The sequence below is a fragment of the uncultured Aliiroseovarius sp. genome, from assembly GCF_947497285.1.
Classification (GTDB): domain Bacteria; phylum Pseudomonadota; class Alphaproteobacteria; order Rhodobacterales; family Rhodobacteraceae; genus Aliiroseovarius.
Map to the genome: position 1 here is coordinate 63,684 of NZ_CANMFT010000002.1, position 20,937 is coordinate 84,620.

The window sequence follows — 20,937 nt, forward strand, 5'->3', positions numbered from 1 at the left end:
TTCGGCCGATGCTGCATCAGGTGCGCAAAAGGCTTGCCTTTGAACTTGTCGCTGTTAGGATTTTGCAGTGCAGCACAAAATTGCTGCGGGGAGGTACAATGGCACAGAAACAGGACACGCTGCTGATCAAGCGCTACGCAAGTCGGCGGCTCTATAATACCGAAACCTCGGATTATGTGACGCTTGACGACATCGCCGGGTTCATCCGCGATGGGCGTGAAGTGCAGATCATTGACCTGAAATCCGGGGATGATCTGACGCGGCAATATCTTTTGCAGATCGTCGCTGAACACGAAAGCCGGGGCGAAAGCGTTCTGCCGGTGGATGTTCTGACGGATCTGGTCCGATCCTATACCACGCAGGCGCAAAGCATTGTGCCGCAGTTTCTGGCCGCCAGCTTCGAGATGCTGCGCGATGGGCAATCCAAGATGCTGGGCAACCTTGGACCGATGGGAAACCCTTTGGCCCAGATGCCAGGGTTCGAGGTGATGCAAGCGCAGCAAGAAGCGTTCATGAAAGCAATGATGAGCGGATTTCCCGGGGCGTCTTCACCGCCGGAAGAGGATGAAGAGGCAGCGTCCACGGACGACAAAGCCGGCAATGACGATCTGGATGCGATAAAAAAGCAACTTGCTGAGCTGCAGAAAAAACTGTCCGGCCTCGGCTGACAGGCAAGCCGCGCGGGAAAGAGCGACTGATCCAAGTTGACGAAAAAAGAGACGCGCCCGAGGCGCGTCTTTTTTTGTGGCGTTGCGACAGATAGCCCGAGAGGGGCGACGCTCAATAGGTGCGGATCAACCCGACCAATTTGCCCTGCACCTTGACCTGACCTTCCGGCAAAAGCCGGGTTTCATAGGCAGGGTTTGCAGCCTCAAGCGCGATCATGTCACCGTTTTTGCGAAACCGTTTCAGGGTGGCCTCATAGCCGTCGACCTGAGCCACAACGATATCGCCGTTCTGGGCATGGCTGGTTTCGCGAATGACGACGACATCGCCATTGTTGATCCCGGCTTCGATCATCGAATCGCCTTTGACCTCCAGCGCATAGTGGCGCCCGCCGGTGCCCAGCATGTTTTCGGGAACCGAGACATGTTGAGCGCCGTCGGTGATCGCTTCGATCGGTTCGCCAGCGGCGATCCGACCCAAAAGAGGCAAGTCGCTGACGCCCATGCCTTCCAAAGCAATCGCGCTGGGGGGCGTGCTGGAGGGTCGATTGCCTTCAATCACCCTTGGTTCGAAACCCGCACGTCCAGCGTTTTCCATTGGTTCGGGCAGTTTCACGATCTCGATCGCGCGGGCGCGGTGGGCAAGGCGGCGAATGAAGCCGCGTTCTTCGAGTGCTGTGATCAAGCGGTGAATGCCGGATTTGGAGCGCAGGTCCAACGCTTCTTTCATTTCGTCGAATGAGGGGGGAACACCATCCTTCTGAATTCGCCCATGGATGAATTCAAGAAGTTCCAACTGTTTGCGGGTCAACATGATCGCGCGCCTCCATTTTTGTCTGATCGGGGATCAACGCGTAAAGATATGCCAATCCCGGCCCCGTGAATGGGGGCGTTCAAGGTATGTTCTATCCATGTTCCCTTTTTGTGTCAACATGGTGCAACTGGAGGGTGTGGGAGGTGTGTCCGATCAGATCGGCAGATACTCTGCCTGGCTGCCCGCATCGCCGGCGGGGGCGTTGACCGGGCGGACCAAAAGCGCGTTGGCTTGGGCCAGGACACTCAGAAGGGCGCTGTCCTGGCTGTCAAAGACCGTGATCTTGCCACCTTCGACGCGCGCGCGCATATAATGTTCGCGCGGCCCGTTGGCTTTGACTGGGGCTGCCAGCACCGCTGTTTGGCGCGGGGCTGGGGTCGCACCCAAGCCCAGCATGGCGCGCAGGGCAGGGACCAGAAACACATGTCCGCATACCATCGAGGACACAGGATTGCCCGGCAGTCCGATCATGGCAGCGTCGCCCATGCGTCCGGCCATCAGGGGTTTGCCGGGGCGCATCAGCACTTTGTAAAAGCTTTGGTCCATACCCATTTCGGCCGCCACAACACCGACCAGATCATGATCACCGACCGAGGCGCCACCAATGGTAACGATCAGGTCCGCACCCGCCGCCAGTTCAAAAGCCGTGCGCAAGCTGTCGAAATTGTCACGCGCGATGGGCAACATGCGGGCGTGGCCGCCATTGGCCTCGATCAGGGCTTTCAGGCCAAAGCTGTTGGAGGCGATGATCTGGTCCGGTCCCGGTTCCTCGCCCGGCATGACAAGCTCATCGCCCGTCGCCAAAAGCGCCACGACAGGTTTGCGGGTCACGGTCAGCGTCGGCACATTCATTGCCGCGGCCAGCGCGAGATCGGCGGCGGTCAGAACACGGGGGGCCGGGATCGTGTTACCGGGCGCAAAGTCAGCACCGGCAGGGCGCACATGCGGGCCTTTGTCCAGCTTGCGCGCCAGTGTGATCAGGTTGCCCTTGCGCTCCACATCCTCTTGAATAATCACGCGATCCGCGCCAGTGGGCATCGGCGCGCCAGTGAAAATGCGCACGCATTCGCCGGGGCCGACTTTGCCGGCAAATCCATGCCCCGCCGCGCTTTCGCCGATGACGCGGAACATCGCTTCGGGGTCGGCCTCGACCCCGTTCAGCGCATAGCCATCCATGGCGGAGGCGGCAAAAGGTGGTTGCAGCCGGGTCGCGGTGACGGGTGCTGCAAGCACGCGGCCAGCGGCGTCGGCCAGCGTCACCTCTTCGCTGTCCAGTGGCGTGACAAGATCGAAGATGGCGTCCAGCGCCTGGGTCACGGAGATCATCCGTCGGCCTCATAGATGCCTGATTTTCCGCCTTCCTTGCGCAGCAGGCGGATGCCGGTGATTTCCATCCCCTTTTCCGCGGCCTTCAGCATGTCATAGACGGTCAGGCAGGCGACGGATACGGCAGTCAGCGCTTCCATCTCGACGCCCGTTTGCCCGCCAGTCTTGACGGTCGCGGTGATCCGCACGCCAGGCAGGTCGGGGGCAGTGGTCAGGTCTAGCGCGACCTTGGTGATGGGCAGTGGGTGGCACAGCGGGATCAGGTCCGAGGTGCGTTTCGCCCCCATGATCCCGGCCAGCCGCGCGACGCCCAGCACGTCGCCTTTCTTGGCGCTGCCCGACGTAACCAGTGCCAGCGTTTCGGGCGTCATTTTCACGAAGCCTTCCGCCAGCGCAACCCGGTCGGTCACAGCCTTGTCGGACACGTCGACCATATGGGCCTGCCCGTCGGAGTCGAAATGGGTGAGGGGGGATTTGTCGCTCATGCGGGCACCGGGTTGGCAAGCAGGTTTCGGGTCGCAGCCTCAACATCGTCCTGCCGCATCAGGCTTTCGCCGATGAGGAAGGACCGCGCGCCGTATTCGGCCATATCCGCCAGATCCTGCGGTGTCGACAGCCCGCTTTCGCACACAAGGTGACGGTCGGCGGGGGCTAATTTCGACAGGCGGCGGGTGGTGTTGAGCGACGTCTCGAACGTCTTCAGGTTTCGGTTGTTGACGCCCAGAAGCGGGGATTTCAATGCAAGGGCACGGTCGAGTTCGTCCTCGTCATGCACTTCGATCAGAACGTCCATGCCCCATGAAAAGGCGGCGTCCTCAAGCTCTTGCGCTTGCGCGTCGTCCACGGATGCCATGATGATCAGGATGCAGTCTGCGCCCAAAGCGCGCGCTTCAGCGACCTGATAGGTGTCATACATGAAGTCTTTGCGCAGGGCAGGAAGGCTGACCGCCGCACGGGCTGCGACAAGGAACTCGTCCGCGCCTTGAAAGGACGGTGTGTCCGTCAGAACCGACAGGCAAGTCGCGCCGCCAGCCTCATAGGCGCGGGCCAATGCGGGCGGGTCGAAATCGGCGCGGATCAAGCCTTTGGACGGGCTGGCCTTCTTGACTTCGGCAATCAGGCCATAGCCTGTTTCAGCAGCCTTCATCAGGGAGGCGGCAAAGCCCCGCGTGGGGGAAGCGTCACGGGCGGCGGCCTCAACCTCGGACAGGGGGCGGGCTGCTTTGCACGCGGCCACATGGTCCAGCTTGTAGGCTTTGATCTTGTCTAAAACGGTGCTCATGGGCTTGGTTTATGCCTTCGTGCGCTGGGGGGCAAGGCGTGGAATGTCACGCGGCCGAGGTCAGCTTTGCCAGTGCTTCGATCTTTGCTTTCGCGGCCCCGCTGTCGATACTGTCAGCGGCCATTTCAACACCGGATTTCAGGTCGCCCGCCTTGTCAGCCACCACCAAAGCAGCGGCGGAATTCAGCAGCACTGCGTCGCGAAAGGCGGATGCCTCGCCCGCCAGCAATGCGCGGAAGGCGACGGCATTCTCGGCAGGCTCACCCCCAAGGATCGACGCAAGCCGGTGCACCGGAAGCCCCGCATCTTCGGGGTGAATTTCGCGCGCATGGATCTTGCCATCCTCAAGAGCTGCCACCGACGTCACCCCGGTGATCGAGATCTCGTCCATCCCGTCCGCCCCGTGCACCAGCCATGCTTTCTCTGCTCCCAAAGATTGCAGTGTTTCCGCCATCGGAAAGATCAGATCGGCGGCAAAGGCGCCGGTCAGTTGGCGTTTGACACCGGCCGGGTTGGTCAGGGGGCCAAGGATGTTGAAGATCGTCTTGCACCCCATTTCCTGCCGCACGGGCATCACATGTTTCATCGCCGGGTGGTGCATGGGCGCCATCATGAAGCCGATGCCGACTTCGTTGATCGCGCGTTCGGCCACATCAGCACCGACCATGACGTTCACGCCCATCTCGGTCAGCGCATCCGCCGCGCCGGATTTGGACGACAGGTTGCGGTTGCCGTGCTTGGCGACCGTCACACCCGCGCCCGCCACGACAAAGGCCGTCGCGGTCGAGATGTTCAGCGTGCCCATCCCGTCGCCGCCCGTGCCGACAATGTCCATCGCACCGTCCGGGGCGCTGACCTTGGCGCACTTGGCGCGCATGACAGCGGCAGCGGCGGCGTATTCCGCGACGCTTTCCCCACGCGCCCGCATCGCGGCCAGAAGCGCACCGATTTGGGCAGGGGTTGCGCGCCCTTCGAACAGCTCTTCAAAGGCAAGCTCGGCCTGCGCGCGGGACAGGGGGCCTTCGGTCGCGGCATAGATCAGGGGTTTCATCGCGTCACTCATGCTGACACCTTCGTTCTGTTCAGGAAGTTTTCCAGCATCTTGTGCCCATGCTCGGACCTGATGCTTTCCGGGTGGAACTGCACGCCTTCAACCTCAAGCGTCTTGTGACGCAGACCCATGATCAGACCATTGTCCAGCTCGGCGGTGATCTCAAGGCAGTCGGGCAGGGTGTCGCGATCCACCACCAGCGAATGATAGCGCGTGGCCAAAAGCGGCGAGGGCAGGCCTTCGAACACACCTTTGCCCTGATGGATGATCTCGCCCATTTTGCCATGCACGATCTCGGGCGCGCGCACGACCTTGCCGCCGAACGCCTCGCCAATCGCCTGATGGCCCAAGCAGACGCCAAGCAGCGGCACTTTGGCTTCGGCAGCGGCAGCTGTCAGGGCCAGACAAATCCCGGCTTGTGCGGGGTCACAGGGGCCGGGGGACAAAACGATTCCATCCGCGCCCATGCCCATCGCCTCTTGCACATCCAGCGCGTCGTTGCGTTTGACCACAACATCTGCCCCCAACTCGCCGAAATAATGGACGAGATTGTAGGTGAAGCTGTCATAATTATCGATCAGCAAGATCATTTTGCGGCCTTTCGCCTAGTTTTTCGCAGCGGGGGTTACGTCCCGCGTCTGTCGGGCTATACATGATCCACGCAGGCGCCGAGGGTCAAGAGCGGCGCGCGTTTGGATTGAGGTTTCGGGGAGAGAAAGCCATGCCAAAGGGCTTCCTGTCAGGCGTATTGTGGGGATCGGTTGTTTCGGTCCTTGGACTGGGCGTGGTATCGCTTCAGTTGGATCCGGTTTCAATGAAACCATCGACGGTGCCGGTGGCGGAAACTCTGCCAGAACCGGACACAGACACAGCTTCCGATGCCGATGCGCCCGAGGCAACAGAAACCGCCCCAGCTGACATCGCCGCACCCGAAAGCGCTCTTGATGATGCAGCGGTCGAACCGGCACCAGATACAGGTGTCGAACCAAGTGCGGCACCGGGGGCCTTGCCGGGTGCAAGTGCCTCGATCGACGCGGCGCCGGTCGAAACGGAAGGTCCGGCAGCGGCCCCGATCCCGGCAGAAACACCGTCTGCATCGGCCGCAGACACACCAGCGACTGCGCCAGATGCGCCGGTCGAAGAGACCACGCCACCGGACGCCGACGCCCCGGCCCAGTCAATCCCCGAGCTTGCCAACACGCCTCAAATCAGAAGCGAACCTGTGGCGCCGATCAAAGATCAGGCCGACGGCGTGACAACGAACCGGTTGCCGACGATCGAAGCTGCCCCAACCGAAGAGGAAGGCACCGATGCACCAGATGCCGCCGAGGCGCAGCTTCTGACCGACACGTTGTCGCTTGCCATCATGCGAAACGCAGAAAGCTTCGCGGACCCCGAGGGGCGGCCATTGATGTCTGTCGTTTTGCTGGACCAAGGCGAAAAGCGGCGGGCGATGGGTGACCTCAATAACCTGCCATTTCCGGTCAGTTTCATCGTGGACGCCAGTGCAAGCGATGCAAGTCAGGCGATTGCGTTTTACCGGGCTGCTGGTGCCGAGGTGATCGTCGAACCTGTTCTGCCGCCCAACGCGACGCCAACCGATGCCGAAGTAAACCTGCAAGTGCAGGCCCCGCTGTTGGACCAGGCGGTCGCGATTTACATGGACCACGACAGCGGCTTTCAGAGCGACAGCCAACTTGCCGCCCAGATTGCCGCGATCCTGGCGGCCTCTGGCCATGGTTTGGTGACCCAGCCACAAGGCCTGAACACCGGCCATAAAACGGCGCTCAAAACGGGGGTTGCTTCGGGCTTGGTGTTTCGGGATTTGGACAGCGAGGGGCAGGACGGCAAGGTCATCCGGCGTTTCATGGACAATGCGGCCTTCAAGGCTGGGCAAGAAGGTGGCGTGATCATGTTTGGTCGCGCCAACGTTGAAACGGTTCAAGCCTTGATCGAATGGAGCCTTGGAAATCGGGTCAAGTCGGTGGCCATGGCGCCTGTGTCCGCGATTTTGTTGGGGAATTGATCACGCACCCGCAACGATCTTAGCTTCGAGGAATATCGAAACCTGGGGGCGCTAGGGTGAAACCTTCGAACCGGAACCCCGGCGACACCGTGCAGCTGACCAGCGTGTATTCACCGGTCGAGACCGCAGACTGCCAATGACCCTTCGGCACGATCAGTTGGGGGGCCTGATCGGCGGAAAGTTCAGGGCCAAGCACGCGGCCCTTCGCAGGCCCCGCGTCAGTCGCCGCCGTAGACAGAACCAATGGCGCCCCCGCGTGATACAACCAGATTTCTGTCGCATCGACCTTGTGCCAATGGCTGCGCTGGCCCTTTCTCAGTAAGAAATAGATGCAGGTGCCCGTCGGGCGACCATCGCTGTCGGCGTCCACCCAAGTCTGACGATAATGCCCGCCTTCCGGATGCGGGGCGAGGTTGAGGTGGCGAATGATCTGCTCAGCCGTCATGTTCATTTCGATCTCCGGTCCGGCCCCGTGGCGCGCGGGCCAAGAAATGACAAAAGCGCGCATCCATGATAGGGTCCGGCCACCAGACTGCACAATGGGGCAGGCGCCATCGGCATGAAACCTTCCAAACAAAAAAGGAAGATCAGATGTCGTTTTATATGTTCAAAGGTCAATACAGCACGGATTCATTGCGCTCCCTCGTGGAGAAACCGCAAGATCGCGAAGCTGCCGCGGGGAAGATGATCGCGGCGATGGGTGGGAAGTTACACCACATGTTCTTTTGCTTCGGCGAAGATGACGTGATGGCGCTGATCGAAGCGCCAAGCGACGAAGTCATGGCGGCATGTGCCTTGGTGGTTGGCGCCTCGGGGACCATGGCGGGTGGATCAACGACCAAGCTCATGACCAGTAAAGAGGCCATGTCAGCGATGAAAAAAGCGCAGGAAGGCCAGAAGTCATATCAGGCCGTGGCAAGCTAGGCGTCTTGATCGCCAAGCAAAGAAAAAAGGCCGGAGCATTGCCCCGGCCTTTGCTATTGATAGTCGGCGGGTCGCTTACTTCAAGATCGACCGCCCGGCATATTCCGCCGTCTCGCCCAGCAGTTCCTCGATCCGGATCAACTGGTTATACTTCGCCAGCCGGTCAGAGCGCGCAAGCGAGCCGGTTTTGATCTGGCCGCAATTGGTGGCGACGGCAAGGTCTGCGATGGTGGCATCCTCGGTCTCGCCGGAACGGTGGGACATGACGTTGGTCATGCGCGCACGGTGCGCCATGTCGACGGCTTTCAGCGTCTCGGACAAGGTGCCGATCTGGTTCACTTTCACTAGCATCGAGTTGGCCGCGCCCTTGGCGATCCCCTCGGCCAGACGTTCGGGGTTGGTCACGAACAAGTCGTCGCCGACCAGTTGGATCTTGTCGCCCAACAATTCGGTCAGCGCGACCCAGCCGTCCCAGTCATCTTCCGACATGCCGTCTTCGATTGAGATGATCGGGTAGTCATCGCAGAGCGCTTTCAGGTATTGGGCATTCTCGTCGCTGGTCAGCGATTTGCCTTCACCTGAAAAGACATATTTGCCACCCTTGTAATACTCGGTCGCGGCGCAATCGAGCGCCAGATAGATGTCTTGGCCCGGCGTGTAGCCCGCTTTCTTGATCGCGTTCATGATAAAATCGAGCGCTTCACGGGTTGATCCGATATTGGGCGCAAAGCCGCCCTCATCCCCGATGCCGGTGGACAAACCAGCGGCGGAGAGTTCCTTTTTCAGAGTGTGGAACACTTCCGACCCCATGCGCACAGCTTCGCGGATGTTTTCCGCTGCGACCGGCATGATCATGAATTCCTGAATGTCGATCGGGTTGTCGGCATGTTCGCCGCCATTGATGATGTTCATCATCGGCACCGGCAACACGCGCGCGGACGCTCCGCCGACATAGCGATAAAGGGGCAGGGCGGACGCGTCGGCAGCGGCTTTCGCGACAGCCAGCGACACACCCAGAATGGCGTTGGCGCCAAGGCGGGCTTTGTTGGGCGTTCCGTCCAATTCGCACATGGTCGCGTCGATGGCTTCCTGTTCTGTCGCGTCAAAGCCGACCAGTGCATCTGCAATCTCGCCGTTCACCGCCTCGACCGCTTCCAGAACGCCCTTGCCCATATAGCGCGATTTGTCGCCATCGCGTTTCTCAACCGCTTCATGCGCGCCGGTGGAGGCACCCGATGGCACAGCCGCGCGGCCCAGCGTGCCGTCGTCCAGAATGACATCCACCTCGACGGTGGGGTTGCCGCGGCTGTCCAGAATCTCGCGGGCGAAAATATCGACGATGGTGCTCATGTTAGCGCTCCCAATAAGAAGAAAACTTCAGTTGAGGCTCTTTAGCGCGTCCTGCGCCTTTCGACAACTGTCATGCAGCTTGTTCGGGCGCCTCGTCGCGGGTGGCGCGGCGTTCGCGCAGGAAGGTGTAAATGCCCATGCCGATCACGATGCTGGCCCCAAGATAGGTCCACCTGTCCGGGTTCTCGCCAAACACGATCATGCCAAGGATCATCGAAAAGATCAGCCGGGCATAGCGAAACGGCATGATGATCGAGGTTTCGGCGATCCGCATCGCCAGAACGATCGCGTAATACCCGGACACGCCAAAGCAGATTGCGCCCAGGATAAACGCCCATTCGACCCCGATGGGCATGACGAACGGGGCGGTGAAAATCGACATGGCAAGCCCTGCCGGGATCACTGCGGCGAACCCATAGAAAGCCACGCTGACGGAGGGGATGGTAGGGTCGAGCTGGCGCGTCAGCAGATCGCGCAGTGCGATGCCGAAAACGGCCGCCAGTGGAAGTAGAGCGGCGATTTGAAAGCCCTCAGCGCCCGGTCGAATGATGATCAACACGCCGATAAACCCGATCGCGATGGCGGTCCAGCGGCGCCAACCGACCTGTTCGCCCAGAAAAAGCGCAGCCCCCGCGGTGATGGCCAGCGGCGTGGCTTGAAAGACGGCCGCCACGGTCGAGATCGGGACAAGTGATAGCGCGGTGATGAAGAACATCGCCGATATCGCCTCGGACGCGTTGCGCCACAGCATGATGGGTGCGCGCATGTCGCGATGCACCAGCGGGGCCAATGTGCCGCGTTGGACATAGGTCAGGATGGCAAACGCCACCGACCCGCCAAGCCCCAGCATGACCAAGACCTGCGACACGGGCAGGCCGCGCGACATGGACTTGATGAACGTATCCTCGACCGCGAAAGCGGCCATGGACACGATAACAAGGATGATGCCACGGATGTTTTGCATGGGGCGTCGGAGCTTTGCGCGGTTCGGGGACAGACAGTCACGCGACCAAACCCGTTTTTTCATGACAGGGCAAGTTGTTCCGGGTGATGGGGCAGATCACGCGGCGTGATCGGTCGCGCCTATTTCGGGTCTTTCCGGCGCACGCCATACAGCTCCAGCCGATGCCCTTTGAGCTGATATCCCAGCTTGGCGGCGATCTTTTCCTGCAAGGCTTCGATCTCTGGGTCCAGAAACTCGATCACCTGCCCGGTTGTCAGGTCGATCAGATGGTCGTGATGGTCGCGATCCGCGCTTTCATAGCGCGCGCGCCCATCGCCAAACTCGTTTTTGACAAGGATGCCTGCTTCTTCGAACAGTTTCACAGTGCGATAAACGGTTGCCAGAGAGATACGGCTGTCCAGACGGGCCGCCCGCGCGTGCAGCTCTTCTACATCGGGGTGGTCACGGTGGGCTTGTTCAAGAATGCGCGCGATGACGCGGCGCTGCTCGGTCATGCGCAGCCCAAGCTCTTCACAACGTTTCAAAACAGACGCAGCTGCCATGTAACCTCCGGTCGGCTCAATCAAGTGGTGTCCGTTATGACGTGAAATCGCACCGGGGGAAATGGTCAACCTGACGGAACCTGACGGAAGCGGCAGGTTGATTGGTCAGTGATGTATGCTTTCCCTTGCAATTGCAGTCACCCGGCGCGGATAGTAGGGCGGTATGATCAACTGGTGACCATTTCAGGGCGCGACTGCAAACGATCGGGGAACAGAATTGGACGGGACAGCGAAACGCGCGCGATCAGTCGACCAGAAAGCCGAGCGGCAGAAAGCGATCCTGTCGGCGGCACGTGGACTGATCAGCGATCTTGGGTTTGACGGCGTCACGATGAGCGCCTTGGCCAAACGTGCCCAAGTCGCCAAAGGCACCCTTTATCTCTACGTGCGAAGCAAGGAAGAGCTGTTTCTTTTGCTGTTCGTGGAGGCGATGGAAGATGTCGTGACCCGCTTCGAAGCCGAGGCATGTGCCGATCAATTGCCCGAGCAGCTGACCCGCCTGGTGTCGGACACACCGTTGTTTCTGCCGCTTTATGCGCGGCTCGCAGCGGTGATCGAGGCCAATGTCGCGGACGAGCCATTGTTTGCCGCCAAGCGCCGGATTCTTGCGACCAGCAACCGGTTTTCAAACAAGCTGGCGACCCTGTTGGAGGTGCCACCCGCCCGCGCCGAGGCGCTGTCTTTGGTGTTGTTTCAGGCTTTGCTGGGGGCGGCGCAGCTTGATTTGCCATCCGGTCGCGACCCCGCGACACTGCCCGCCGATTTGCGCGACAGCTTTGCTGTGCACCAATTCGACCGCGCCTTTCCACCGTCCGTCCGCCACATTCTTGGGGTGGACTGACGGCGCTACATCAGTTCAGGTTCGCGACCCAAGCGGGACGCAAGGGGGGCTACGGTCAAGCCCTGAACGATGATCGAAAACACCACGATGATATAGGTCGCCGTCAGGATCAGCGGTTTCCATTCATTGTCAGGCAAGCTCAGCGCCAAGGCGACCGAAATCCCGCCCTTCAAGCCGCCCCATGTCATGATCGGCACCACGCCCTTGGAAAAACTGCGGAAGGGTTTGAGCAAATACACCGGCACGGCGACGGCAGTCAGGCGGGCAAACAGGGCCAGAACGATCGACAGGACGCCGGCGGTCACGGCGTCGGTGGTGAAGGCGACGGCGAAGACCTCGAACCCGATCATCAGGAACAGGACCGCGTTCAGGATCTCGTCAATCAGCTTCCAGAACGCTTCGACATAGCGGCGGGTTTCTTCGGTCATGCCGTGTTTGGTGCCAACATCGCCGATCAATAGCCCCGCACAGACCGCCATGATCGGGCCGGACACATGCAGCGCCACGGCCAGCTCGTAGCCGCCAAAGGCCAGCCCAAGCGTCAGCAGCACCTCAAGCGAATAGTCGTCGATGTGGCGCATCACGCGGAAGGTCAGCCACCCCAGCACAACGCCCAGCACCGCGCCGCCGACGGCTTCTTGAAAGAACAGGGTGAAGGCGGCTTCAATACTCGGGTCGCTGGCATGGTCACCGTGGCCGGACGGAAAGGCCAGCCCCACCAGCACCAAGAAAACCACATAGCCGACGCCGTCATTGAACAGGCTTTCGCCCGCAATCTTCGTCTCAAGCGACTTTTGCAGATTGGCTTCGCGCAACACGCCCAATACGGCCACCGGGTCGGTGGGTGAAATCAGAGAGCCAAACACCAGCGCGATCAGCAACGGTGCGCCAGTCAGCCAACTGAACCCGACGCCGACCACCACGGTGGACAGCGCGACGCCCATCGTCGCCATCAAAAAAACAACGCCCCATTGCGCCCGCAAATCGCGGATTTTCACGTGCAATGCGCCGGCAAACAGCAGCAGCCCCAACATCCCCTCAAGCAATGTGTCGGAGAAATCGAGGTTCTCCACCGTGGTGCGCACCTGATCGGCAACGCCCATCGCGGGTATGAGAAAGTCCAGCCCCATCAGCGCCAGCGACGCCATCAGAGACACCAGCAAGATCCCGATAGGCGAGGGAAGCTTGAGGAACAGATAGTTGATCGACCCAAAAGCGCCAGCCAGCACGATCAGAAGTGAGGTGATTTGTAGGATGTTCATGCGCGGTCCTGAGAGGTTCAGCCCCCTCTTATCATGCGGGGTCGCCATGACAAATCGCCAAGACTGACCCAACACGACAATTGCGCGCTTAGTCCTTCAGGCGCACAGACGCCCAGACCGGCAGGTGATCGGATGCCACCTTGGCCAGCGGAGACTGGTCCACACCTGCGTCGCGCAGTTCGACACCACGGCTTAGCGCCAGCCTGTCCAACGCAGCAACCGGGCGGGACGCATGAAAGGACCGGCCGGGCGACACCACGTCGAAGCGATGTTCCAATGGCTCGAACCCGCGTTTCGGGGACCATTCGTTGAAATCGCCCATGATGACCGTGGGCAGCGGCGTGATGGCCAGCTTCTTGGCCAGTTGCCGCATCTGCTGGTGGCGATAGGGACGCAGCAGGCCCAGATGGGTGCCCACAAGTTTCAACCGCCCGTCGATCTCGACCGAGACGGCGCCGCGTGGTTCAAGCCCTGGCAGCTCCAGCTGTTCGGCCGCGTGAAAGGTCAGCCCCTTGCGCACAAGGATCGCGTTTCCGTGGCTGCCAAGCGACACGCCATTGCTGGCAAAGGGCACAGCCACGAAATCGGTCTCGTCCGACAACAGGTGATAGGGAAGGGCCGTTGGTCGGGGGCCAAGCCGGCGGTCGGCTTCTTGCAGCACGACCACGTCCGCCTCGAGCCGGTTGATCACGTCCAGAATGCGGTGCGGGTCGCGGCGCCGGTCAAGGCCCACGGCCTTGCGCATGTTGTATGTGACCAGTTTCAGGTCCTTGGCATGGGATTTCATACTCACAACTTAACAACCGCAGCAGGGCATTTCCAGAAGTCGGCCAGTTTAGGTGCCGCAGAACGTGCGCAACACGCGTTCATCTGCGCGCGGCGGGGTGGCGAGGTCCAGATGCTCGGGCAGCGGATCAAAGGGACGGGCGAGGGCATCGACAAGGCGGTGGAAAGGCGCGTAATCCCCGTCAATTCCGGCCTGAATGGCTTCTTCGACGCGGTGATTGCGGGGGATCAGAACGGGGTTGGCGGCGCGCATCGTGGCTTTGGGATCACCGGGTTCGCGTGACAGCCGGGCCTCCCAATCGGGTGCCCAACTGTCCCATGCGCCCTCATCGGTGGTGTGGTCGCGCGCATCACCTTCGGTCAGCGCCGTGAAGGTGACGGTGAAGTCCGCCTGCGAGCTGGCCATGCGGGACAAAAGCCCGGTGATCAGCGCCTCGTCCCCGTCTTCCTGCGTGGTCAGGCCGATCTTGGCACGAAACAGTCGCAACCATTCCGGGCTGAAATGGGTGGCAAACCCTTCCAGCACGCGTGTCGCTTCGCCTGCGGCATGTTCGGGGTCGCCATCCATCAGCGGCAACAGCGAGGTCGCCAGTTGCGCCAGATTCCAGACGGCCACGTTGGGCTGTTCCTGAAACGCATAGCGCCCCTGCTGGTCGATCGAGGAAAACACCATGCGCGGGTGATAGGCATCCATGAACGCGCATGGGCCATAGTCGATGGTTTCGCCCGACACGGCCATGTTGTCGGTGTTCATCACGCCGTGGATAAACCCCACGCTCATCCATTTCGCGACCAGCCGCGCTTGTGCGGCCACCACTTCGGCAAGGAAGGATAGTGGGTCGTCCGCTTGGGGGTAATGGCGCGCGATGCAGTGGTCCAAAAGCAGGCGCAGGGCGGGGCGGTCGCCACGTGCGGCGAAATACTGGAAGGTGCCGACGCGGATATGGCTGGCGGCGACGCGCATCAGGACAGCGCCGGGATAGCGCCGCTCGCGTTGCACGCCTTCGCCGGTCAAAGCGGCACCCAGCGCGCGGGTGGTAGGGATGCCAAGCGCGTTCATCGCCTCGGAGACGATATATTCGCGCATCACCGGACCAACCCACGCCCGCCCGTCGCCGTTGCGGCTGTAAGGCGTGATGCCGGAGCCCTTAAGCTGAATGTCGCGCCGCCCGAAATCGCCGGCGACCTCACCCAGCAAAATCGCGCGCCCGTCGCCCAGACGTGGCACCCAACCGCCAAACTGGTGGCCCGCATAGACCTGCGCCAACGGATCGGTGCCGGGCAAAAGCGTGTTGCCGGTCAGAACCTCGGCGGTCAGGTCAGAGGGATCTATCCCAAGCTCCCGTGCAAGGGCGTCATTGACGCGCAAGACCTGCGGATTTGCGACCGGGACAGGCGGCAGCTTGGTGTAAAACCTGTCGGGCAGACGGGCGTAGGAATTGTCAAAGTCGTCGCGCATTGCCAGCACCCTATCAAAATTCACTACCCGCTACATCACCCGCGTCATCAGGTGATAGCGGTTGCGGGACTGGAACCCGACCCGTTCATACAAAAGACGCGCGCGGTCATTGTCGGTGTCGACCTCAAGATGCATGGCATTGATGCCCTGTTCGGACAGTGCCCGCACCAGAGCAGACAATGCTTCGCTGCCCATGCCGCGGCCACGGACGCGTTCGCGCACATAGATTTCGTCCAGAAAAGCATCCAAGCCGCCAAACTCGATCGACCAGCCGAAGCTGACAGCGATATAGCCGACCGGGGCGACGCGTGGACCGATCAGCCAGATTGCCCCATGCGGCGAGCCCTCCAGCAGAGGTTGCAGCGCGCCGCGCCGTGTCTCTTCATCTTGTTCGATACCGTTTTGGGCGTGAAAGCCGGCCACAAGCGGCATCAACCGGTCAAGATCTTCCGGGGTGGCAAGGCGCAGGCTGCTCATAACCGGGCGATCCTTTCGGTCAGAAGGGTGAAAAAGGCGTCGCTGTCCAGATCTCCGACAAACAGCGCGTTGGGCGCATGATCGGTCACGCCCCACCAATCGGCAACGGTCATGCCCATGGTCAGTTCGGACTGGGTTTCGATCTGCACATTCACGTGGCGGCCACGAAATATGTCGGGCCGGATCAGGTAGGCAATGACGGTCGGATCATGCAAAGGCGCACCGTCCGAGCCGTATTTCTCCTTGTCGAACCGCTCAAAAAAATCCGTCATCTCGGCCACCGCATGACCCACGTCACCAGGCAGGGCGCGAAAGGCGTCGTTGCGCGCTTTCGTCACCAGCGCCTTGTGGGTGACATCTAGCGGCATCACTACCAGCGGCACGCCAGATCCGAACACGATATCAGCGGCTTGCGGGTCAACGTAAATGTTGAATTCAGCGGCGGGGGTGACATTTCCCACCTCGAAATAAGCCCCGCCCATCAGGACGATTTCCTGTACGCGGTCGACGATGTCGGGTGCGCGTTCAAAGGCGGTGGCGATATTGGTCAAGGGACCAAGCGGACACAGGGTCACGGTGCCGGCATCATGGGCGCGCAGGGTGTCGATGATGAAATCCACCGCGTGCTGGTCTTGAAGGGGCATGGTCGGGTCCGGCAGAACCGGGCCGTTCAACCCCGTCTTGCCATGCACATATTCCGCTGTGACCAGATCGCGGCGCAGCGGGCGGTCACAACCCGCGAATACCTTGGTGTCGGGCTTTTCGGCCAGTTCGCAAACGATCCGGGCGTTCTTGGCCGTCAGCTCCAGCGGCACGTTACCAGCGACGGCGGTGATGCCCAGAACCTCGATATCCTCGGGGCTGGCCAAGGCCAGAAGGATGGCCACGGCGTCGTCCTGACCGGGGTCAGTGTCAATGATAATTTTTCTTACCATGTCAGGTCCTTATGCCGCCAACTCAATCCAAACCGGAACGTGGTCGGAGGGCTTTTCACGCCCGCGCACCTCTTTGTCGATCTGGCAGTCGGTCAGAAGGTCGGCGCATTCTGGTGACAAAAGGAAATGGTCGATTCGTATGCCGTCATTGCGCTGCCACGCGCCGCGCTGGAAGTCCCAGAACGAATATTGCTCTGGCGCTTGATTGCGGGCACGGAACGCCTCGGTCAGGCCAAGGTTCACGATCTTGCGCCATGCCTCACGGCTTTCGGGGCGGAACAGAGCGTCCTCAACCCAATCTTGCGGGCGGGCGGCGTCTTCAGGCTGCGGGATGATGTTGTAGTCCCCCGCCATCAAAAAGGGCTCCTCGGCGGCGAGCAATTCTTCTGCACGCGCTTGCAGGCGCTTCATCCACGCAAGCTTGTAGTCGTATTTCGGCCCCGGCACAGGGTTGCCATTGGGCAGGTATAGCCCACAGATGCGCACGGCGTGATCGCCGACCACCGTCGCCTCGATATAACGAGCCTGTTCGTCGGCGTCGTCACCGGGCAGGCCGCGCGTCACATCTTCCAGCGGCAGCTTGGACAGAAGCGCAACCCCATTGAAGCTTTTCTGCCCGTGGGTTTCGACGTTATATCCTTTGTCCTCAAAGACTTCTCGCGGGAAGTTCTCGTCGATTGACTTGATCTCCTGCAAGATTGCGACGTCGGGTTGCGCCTCGTCCAGCCAGTCCATCAATGCAGGCAAACGTGCTTTGATACCATTGATGTTGAAACTGGCGATTTTCATGAAGCCCCTCCTGTTCGTGGCGGACAATGTGGGCGCAAACGGGCGGGTGTGCAAGCGATGCGTCTTAGGTTTCGGCGATATGCCGCCCGGCGGCATGCGCGCTGGACCAAGCCCATTGAAAGTTGAACCCGCCAAGCCATCCGGTTACGTCCACACATTCGCCGACAAAGTATAACCCCGGGACCGTCTTGGACATCATCGACTTGCTGTCGATCCCATCGGTCGATATGCCGCCCAACGTTACCTCGGCTGTGCGGTAGCCTTCCGAGCCAGAGGGCGTCAGCACCCAATCCGACAAGTGATCGGTCAACGTGCGTAGCGCCGTATCCGACTGGTCTGCCAGACGCGCGGTCAGGTCGAACTGGTCGGCCCATTCAGTGGTCAGAAACTCCACCAACCGCGCGGGCAGATGGCGCGCAAGCTCGGTCGAGATCTGGCGACGTCCCTCAGTTTGGCGCTGGTCGCGCAAAGCTGTGAACACGTCGCGTCCGCTGGTCAGGTCCACATGGATCGGTTCGCCCTCGCGCCAAAACGATGAGATTTGCAGGATCGCAGGGCCGGACAAGCCGCGATGGGTGAACAGCATCGCCTCGTCAAAGCGGGCAGCGTCGGTCCAGACGCGAACGGGCAGGGACACACCGGCGAGGGCTGCAAAACGGCCTTCGGGGAAGGTAAGCGGGACAAGGGCGGGGCGCGGCTCGATTACCTCGTGGCCGAACTGGCGCGCAATGTCATAGGCAAAGCCCGTCGCGCCCATTTTGGGGATCGACTTGCCGCCCGTCGCAAGGACAAGATTGCGGCAGGTCAGATCACCGACCGAGGTTTTAAGGGCGAACGTCCCGTCTTGACGGTCAATGCGTTCAACCGTTGTGGACAGCCGGATCTCAGCGCCCGCTTCGTTCATCTGTTCCAGCAACAAGTCGATGATCTGCGTGGCTTTGCCGTCGCAAAACAACTGCCCCAATGTCTTTTCGTGCCACGCGATGCCCGCGCGGTCGATCAGCTCGATGAAATCCCACTGCGTGAAGCGGGCCAAAGCTGACTTGTGGAAATGCGGATTCTGACCGGTGAAATTGGGGGGCTCGCAATTCATGTTGGTGAAATTGCAGCGTCCTCCGCCCGAGATCCGGATCTTCTCGCCGGGTTTGGCGGCGTGGTCGATCAGCAACGTGCTCTTGCCCCCCGATGCCGCGAAGGGCGCACAGAACAGGCCGGCGGCGCCTGCGCCAATGATGATCGTATCCCAGTCGGTCTTCATGGGCTGCACCTAGCGCGTTCGAATTTTAGGGGGAAGAAAAATGCGACGTTGGGGCAGATTTTCTGCACTTGGTTAGCTTTTGTTAACGCAGATCCGTCAAATTCGACGCAAATCTGCATCATCGCAAAAGGATCGCGACCATGGATCAACTCACACGCGCACAATGCCAACACAGTCTGGATCTTCTGGTCGGGCAGGAACGGGAAATTGCCGACGCCTTTTTTCCACTCCTGTTTGAACGGGCGCCCGAATTGAAGGCGATGTTTCCCAAGGGTATTGACGACCCGATGGTGCAAACTCACACGCTTTATCAGATGATTATAGCGTTTGTCGGGGATGAGCAGGCCTTGGCAACGAAGCTGCAAGTGCTCGGCTTTCGAATGGCAATGCGCGGCATGTATCGTGATCACGCCGACATTCTGGTCAACACGCTGATCGGTTCGCTGAAACGACAGCTCAAACAATCCTGGCAAAGCGATTTTGCCTATGCGTGGCGGATTGCGAAGATGGAAGCCTTGCGCGACATAGAAGCGGGCGCTGTGTTGATGGCAGCTTAGGTGCCGCTACATCGAAAACGACGTGCCACAACCACATGATGCCGAAGCATTGGGGTTTTCGATGACGAACCGTGCGCCGATCAGCTCTTCGGAAAAGTCGATGACCGCGTTGCCAAGAAATGGCAGCGATACCTCGTCCACCACCACCTGTTCGCCAGCCCCTTCCAGCACCAAATCGCCTTCGGCCGGCTCATCCAGAGAAATGTCATATTGAAACCCCGAACAGCCGCCGCCCTCGACGGCAACGCGTAGGGCTTTCCCCTGTGCGCCCGCGCCGATTTCGGCCAGTCGCGCGAAGGCGCGTTCGGTGACGGTCGGGGGAAGGGTCAGATCCATAGGAAATCCATTTCATGTTCACGCTAAACAGAATATAGGGGGGGCATGCGGGCGCGACAAGACGCCCGGACGGCGCGTTTCGGTCGGGACAACCGCACGCACCAGCAGTGACAGGCAAAAAGGGGGCAGAGCATGCTCGCCATTTATGCAACCCAACCGGGCAATTCCCGCGGTCGGCTTCACGATGAACCCGAAAGCGCGTTTCGCGAACCGTATCAGCGCGATCGCGACCGGATCATCCACAGCTCGGCTTTTCGGCGCCTCAAGCACAAGACGCAAGTTTTCGTCGAGCATGAGGGCGATTATTTCCGAACCCGACTGACCCACTCGATCGAGGTGGCGCAGGTCGCGCGCACGATCGCAGGTGCGCTGGGGTTGAACAGCCACCTGACCGAAGCTGTCGCGCTGGCCCATGATCTGGGCCACACGCCCTTCGGTCACACCGGCGAAGACGCGTTGAACGCGTTGATGGCGCCCTTTGGCGGCTTTGATCACAATGCACAGGCATTAAAGATCGTGACATCGTTGGAACGCCATTATGCGGAATGGGACGGGTTGAACCTGACCTGGGAAACCCTTGAAGGAATTGCCAAACATAACGGCCCTGTGGTGGGTGATCTGCCCTATGCGCTGGCCGAATATAATGCGCTGCACGATCTGGAGCTCAACACCCATGCAGGCGCAGAAGCGCAGGTGGCGGCACTTGCCGATGACATTGCCTATAACAACCATGATCTGCACGACGGTTTGCGGGCGGGACTGTTTACCATGAACGAGATTGCCGCGCTGCCCATCGTCGGCCCGGCCATCGCCGAGGTCGATGCCACCTATCCCAACCTTGATCCCGGCCGTCGCCAACACGAAGCATTGCGGCGCGTCTTCGGGGTGATGGTCGAAGATGTGCTTGCCACCTCGCAAACCCATCTGGCCCGCGCCGCGCCGCAATCAGTCGAGGACATTCGCGCGCTGGATCATGCTGTGATCGGGTTCTCTGCGGATTTGTGGGGTGACCTGAAGGCGATCCGCGACTTCTTGTTCACCCGCATGTATCGCGCCCCGTCGGTGGTCGCGATGCGCAAGCGCGTCACCTGTGTGGTTGAAGAGCTGTTTGCCCATTTTCAAGCCACGCCAAGCGACTTGCCGGAAGAATGGCGCGACGAAATCGCAGCCGCCCGAAGCGACATCCAACTGGCGCGGCTGGTGGCCGACTATATCGCGGGCATGACCGACCGCTTCGCGCTTCAGGAACACAAACGTCTGGGGCTGGGCAGCTAGGGCGTGGCTGCGTTTGGG

24 protein-coding genes are annotated in these 20,937 nt (G+C 60.7%); 6 read left to right on the top strand and 18 right to left on the bottom strand.

Features of this window, described 5'->3' with window-relative positions:
• Positions 1-98: 98 nt before the first annotated feature.
• Entirely contained in the window at positions 99-668 is a 570-nt protein-coding gene (phaR, locus tag Q0864_RS03745) for a polyhydroxyalkanoate synthesis repressor PhaR (RefSeq protein ID WP_298566296.1), read from the top strand.
• A 112-nt stretch (positions 669-780) separates the two neighbouring features.
• Here the strand turns inward: phaR and lexA are convergent, their stop codons facing one another.
• The 6 genes from lexA to Q0864_RS03775 form a co-directional block, all read right to left on the bottom strand.
• On the bottom strand, positions 781-1,479 hold the full coding sequence (gene lexA / locus Q0864_RS03750; protein ID WP_298566298.1) for a transcriptional repressor LexA: 699 nt from the start codon (positions 1,477-1,479) through the stop codon (positions 781-783).
• A gap of 153 nt (positions 1,480-1,632) precedes the next feature.
• Complete coding sequence (gene glp, locus Q0864_RS03755) at positions 1,633-2,805, bottom strand: gephyrin-like molybdotransferase Glp (protein WP_298566300.1); 1,173 nt, start codon at positions 2,803-2,805, stop codon at positions 1,633-1,635.
• Positions 2,802-3,290: a cyclic pyranopterin monophosphate synthase MoaC gene (gene moaC / locus Q0864_RS03760; RefSeq protein ID WP_298566302.1), complete on the bottom strand. Its 489-nt coding sequence runs from the start codon at positions 3,288-3,290 to the stop codon at positions 2,802-2,804. Before moaC ends, glp begins: the two co-directional genes overlap by 4 nt.
• Complete coding sequence (gene trpC, locus Q0864_RS03765; RefSeq protein ID WP_298566303.1) at positions 3,287-4,087, bottom strand: indole-3-glycerol phosphate synthase TrpC; 801 nt, start codon at positions 4,085-4,087, stop codon at positions 3,287-3,289. The genes moaC and trpC overlap by 4 nt, the downstream gene beginning before the upstream one ends.
• 46 nt (positions 4,088-4,133) lie before the next feature.
• A complete protein-coding gene (gene trpD, locus Q0864_RS03770) occupies positions 4,134-5,150 on the bottom strand; it encodes an anthranilate phosphoribosyltransferase (RefSeq protein WP_298566304.1) in 1,017 nt (338 codons plus the stop codon).
• Positions 5,147-5,728 carry an aminodeoxychorismate/anthranilate synthase component II gene (locus Q0864_RS03775; RefSeq protein ID WP_298566306.1) on the bottom strand — a complete coding sequence of 194 codons (582 nt, stop codon included), beginning with the start codon at positions 5,726-5,728 and terminating at the stop codon, positions 5,147-5,149. Before Q0864_RS03775 ends, trpD begins: the two co-directional genes overlap by 4 nt.
• A 131-nt stretch (positions 5,729-5,859) precedes the next feature.
• Here Q0864_RS03775 and Q0864_RS03780 point away from each other — a divergent pair, with 131 nt between their 5' ends.
• Positions 5,860-7,164: a divergent polysaccharide deacetylase family protein gene (locus Q0864_RS03780; protein WP_298566308.1), complete on the top strand. Its 1,305-nt coding sequence runs from the start codon at positions 5,860-5,862 to the stop codon at positions 7,162-7,164.
• 19 nt (positions 7,165-7,183) lie between these two features.
• Here Q0864_RS03780 and Q0864_RS03785 read toward each other — a convergent pair whose 3' ends face one another.
• Entirely contained in the window at positions 7,184-7,609 is a 426-nt protein-coding gene (locus Q0864_RS03785) for a cupin domain-containing protein (protein WP_298566783.1), read from the bottom strand.
• 146 nt (positions 7,610-7,755) lie between these two features.
• Between Q0864_RS03785 and Q0864_RS03790 the strand changes: the two genes are divergently transcribed.
• Positions 7,756-8,088, top strand: coding sequence for a GYD domain-containing protein (locus tag Q0864_RS03790; RefSeq protein ID WP_248363662.1), 333 nt, complete (start codon positions 7,756-7,758; stop codon positions 8,086-8,088).
• Positions 8,089-8,163: 75 nt separating this feature from the next.
• Here the strand turns inward: Q0864_RS03790 and eno are convergent, their stop codons facing one another.
• From eno to Q0864_RS03805, 3 genes are all read right to left on the bottom strand, one after another.
• Complete coding sequence (eno, locus tag Q0864_RS03795) at positions 8,164-9,438, bottom strand: phosphopyruvate hydratase (RefSeq protein WP_298566311.1); 1,275 nt, start codon at positions 9,436-9,438, stop codon at positions 8,164-8,166.
• A 70-nt stretch (positions 9,439-9,508) separates the two neighbouring features.
• Complete coding sequence (locus tag Q0864_RS03800; protein WP_298566312.1) at positions 9,509-10,402, bottom strand: DMT family transporter; 894 nt, start codon at positions 10,400-10,402, stop codon at positions 9,509-9,511.
• A gap of 119 nt (positions 10,403-10,521) precedes the next feature.
• Positions 10,522-10,944, bottom strand: coding sequence for a Fur family transcriptional regulator (locus tag Q0864_RS03805; protein ID WP_298566315.1), 423 nt, complete (start codon positions 10,942-10,944; stop codon positions 10,522-10,524).
• A 217-nt stretch (positions 10,945-11,161) separates the two neighbouring features.
• On the opposite strand from Q0864_RS03805, the gene Q0864_RS03810 reads away from it, so the two are divergent.
• Positions 11,162-11,785, top strand: a complete 624-nt coding sequence (locus tag Q0864_RS03810; protein WP_298566317.1) for a TetR/AcrR family transcriptional regulator — start codon at positions 11,162-11,164, stop codon at positions 11,783-11,785.
• 5 nt (positions 11,786-11,790) lie between these two features.
• Here the strand turns inward: Q0864_RS03810 and Q0864_RS03815 are convergent, their stop codons facing one another.
• The 7 genes from Q0864_RS03815 to Q0864_RS03845 form a co-directional block, all read right to left on the bottom strand.
• A complete protein-coding gene (locus Q0864_RS03815) occupies positions 11,791-13,047 on the bottom strand; it encodes a sodium:proton antiporter (RefSeq protein ID WP_298566319.1) in 1,257 nt (418 codons plus the stop codon).
• 88 nt (positions 13,048-13,135) lie between these two features.
• Entirely contained in the window at positions 13,136-13,834 is a 699-nt protein-coding gene (locus Q0864_RS03820; protein ID WP_298566321.1) for an endonuclease/exonuclease/phosphatase family protein, read from the bottom strand.
• Positions 13,835-13,882: 48 nt separating this feature from the next.
• Positions 13,883-15,292 (bottom strand): protein adenylyltransferase SelO, encoded by a 1,410-nt coding sequence (locus Q0864_RS03825; RefSeq protein ID WP_298566323.1) that lies wholly within the window; start codon positions 15,290-15,292, stop codon positions 13,883-13,885.
• A 30-nt stretch (positions 15,293-15,322) separates the two neighbouring features.
• Positions 15,323-15,769, bottom strand: coding sequence for a GNAT family N-acetyltransferase (locus Q0864_RS03830; protein WP_298566324.1), 447 nt, complete (start codon positions 15,767-15,769; stop codon positions 15,323-15,325).
• The gene (locus Q0864_RS03835) at positions 15,766-16,704 is read right to left on the bottom strand and encodes a nucleoside hydrolase (protein WP_298566326.1); all 939 of its coding nucleotides are present in this window, start codon (positions 16,702-16,704) and stop codon (positions 15,766-15,768) included. The genes Q0864_RS03830 and Q0864_RS03835 overlap by 4 nt, the downstream gene beginning before the upstream one ends.
• A 9-nt stretch (positions 16,705-16,713) precedes the next feature.
• Positions 16,714-17,493: an exodeoxyribonuclease III gene (gene xth, locus Q0864_RS03840; protein WP_298566328.1), complete on the bottom strand. Its 780-nt coding sequence runs from the start codon at positions 17,491-17,493 to the stop codon at positions 16,714-16,716.
• Positions 17,494-17,557: 64 nt separating this feature from the next.
• Positions 17,558-18,751, bottom strand: coding sequence for an NAD(P)/FAD-dependent oxidoreductase (locus Q0864_RS03845; protein WP_298566330.1), 1,194 nt, complete (start codon positions 18,749-18,751; stop codon positions 17,558-17,560).
• 140 nt (positions 18,752-18,891) lie between these two features.
• Here Q0864_RS03845 and Q0864_RS03850 point away from each other — a divergent pair, with 140 nt between their 5' ends.
• Positions 18,892-19,308 carry a hypothetical protein gene (locus Q0864_RS03850; protein ID WP_298566332.1) on the top strand — a complete coding sequence of 139 codons (417 nt, stop codon included), beginning with the start codon at positions 18,892-18,894 and terminating at the stop codon, positions 19,306-19,308.
• A gap of 6 nt (positions 19,309-19,314) precedes the next feature.
• Here the strand turns inward: Q0864_RS03850 and Q0864_RS03855 are convergent, their stop codons facing one another.
• A complete protein-coding gene (locus Q0864_RS03855) occupies positions 19,315-19,638 on the bottom strand; it encodes an iron-sulfur cluster assembly accessory protein (protein WP_298566784.1) in 324 nt (107 codons plus the stop codon).
• A 138-nt stretch (positions 19,639-19,776) separates the two neighbouring features.
• Between Q0864_RS03855 and Q0864_RS03860 the strand changes: the two genes are divergently transcribed.
• Entirely contained in the window at positions 19,777-20,919 is a 1,143-nt protein-coding gene (locus Q0864_RS03860; RefSeq protein ID WP_298566334.1) for a deoxyguanosinetriphosphate triphosphohydrolase, read from the top strand.
• Positions 20,920-20,937 lie beyond the last annotated feature (18 nt).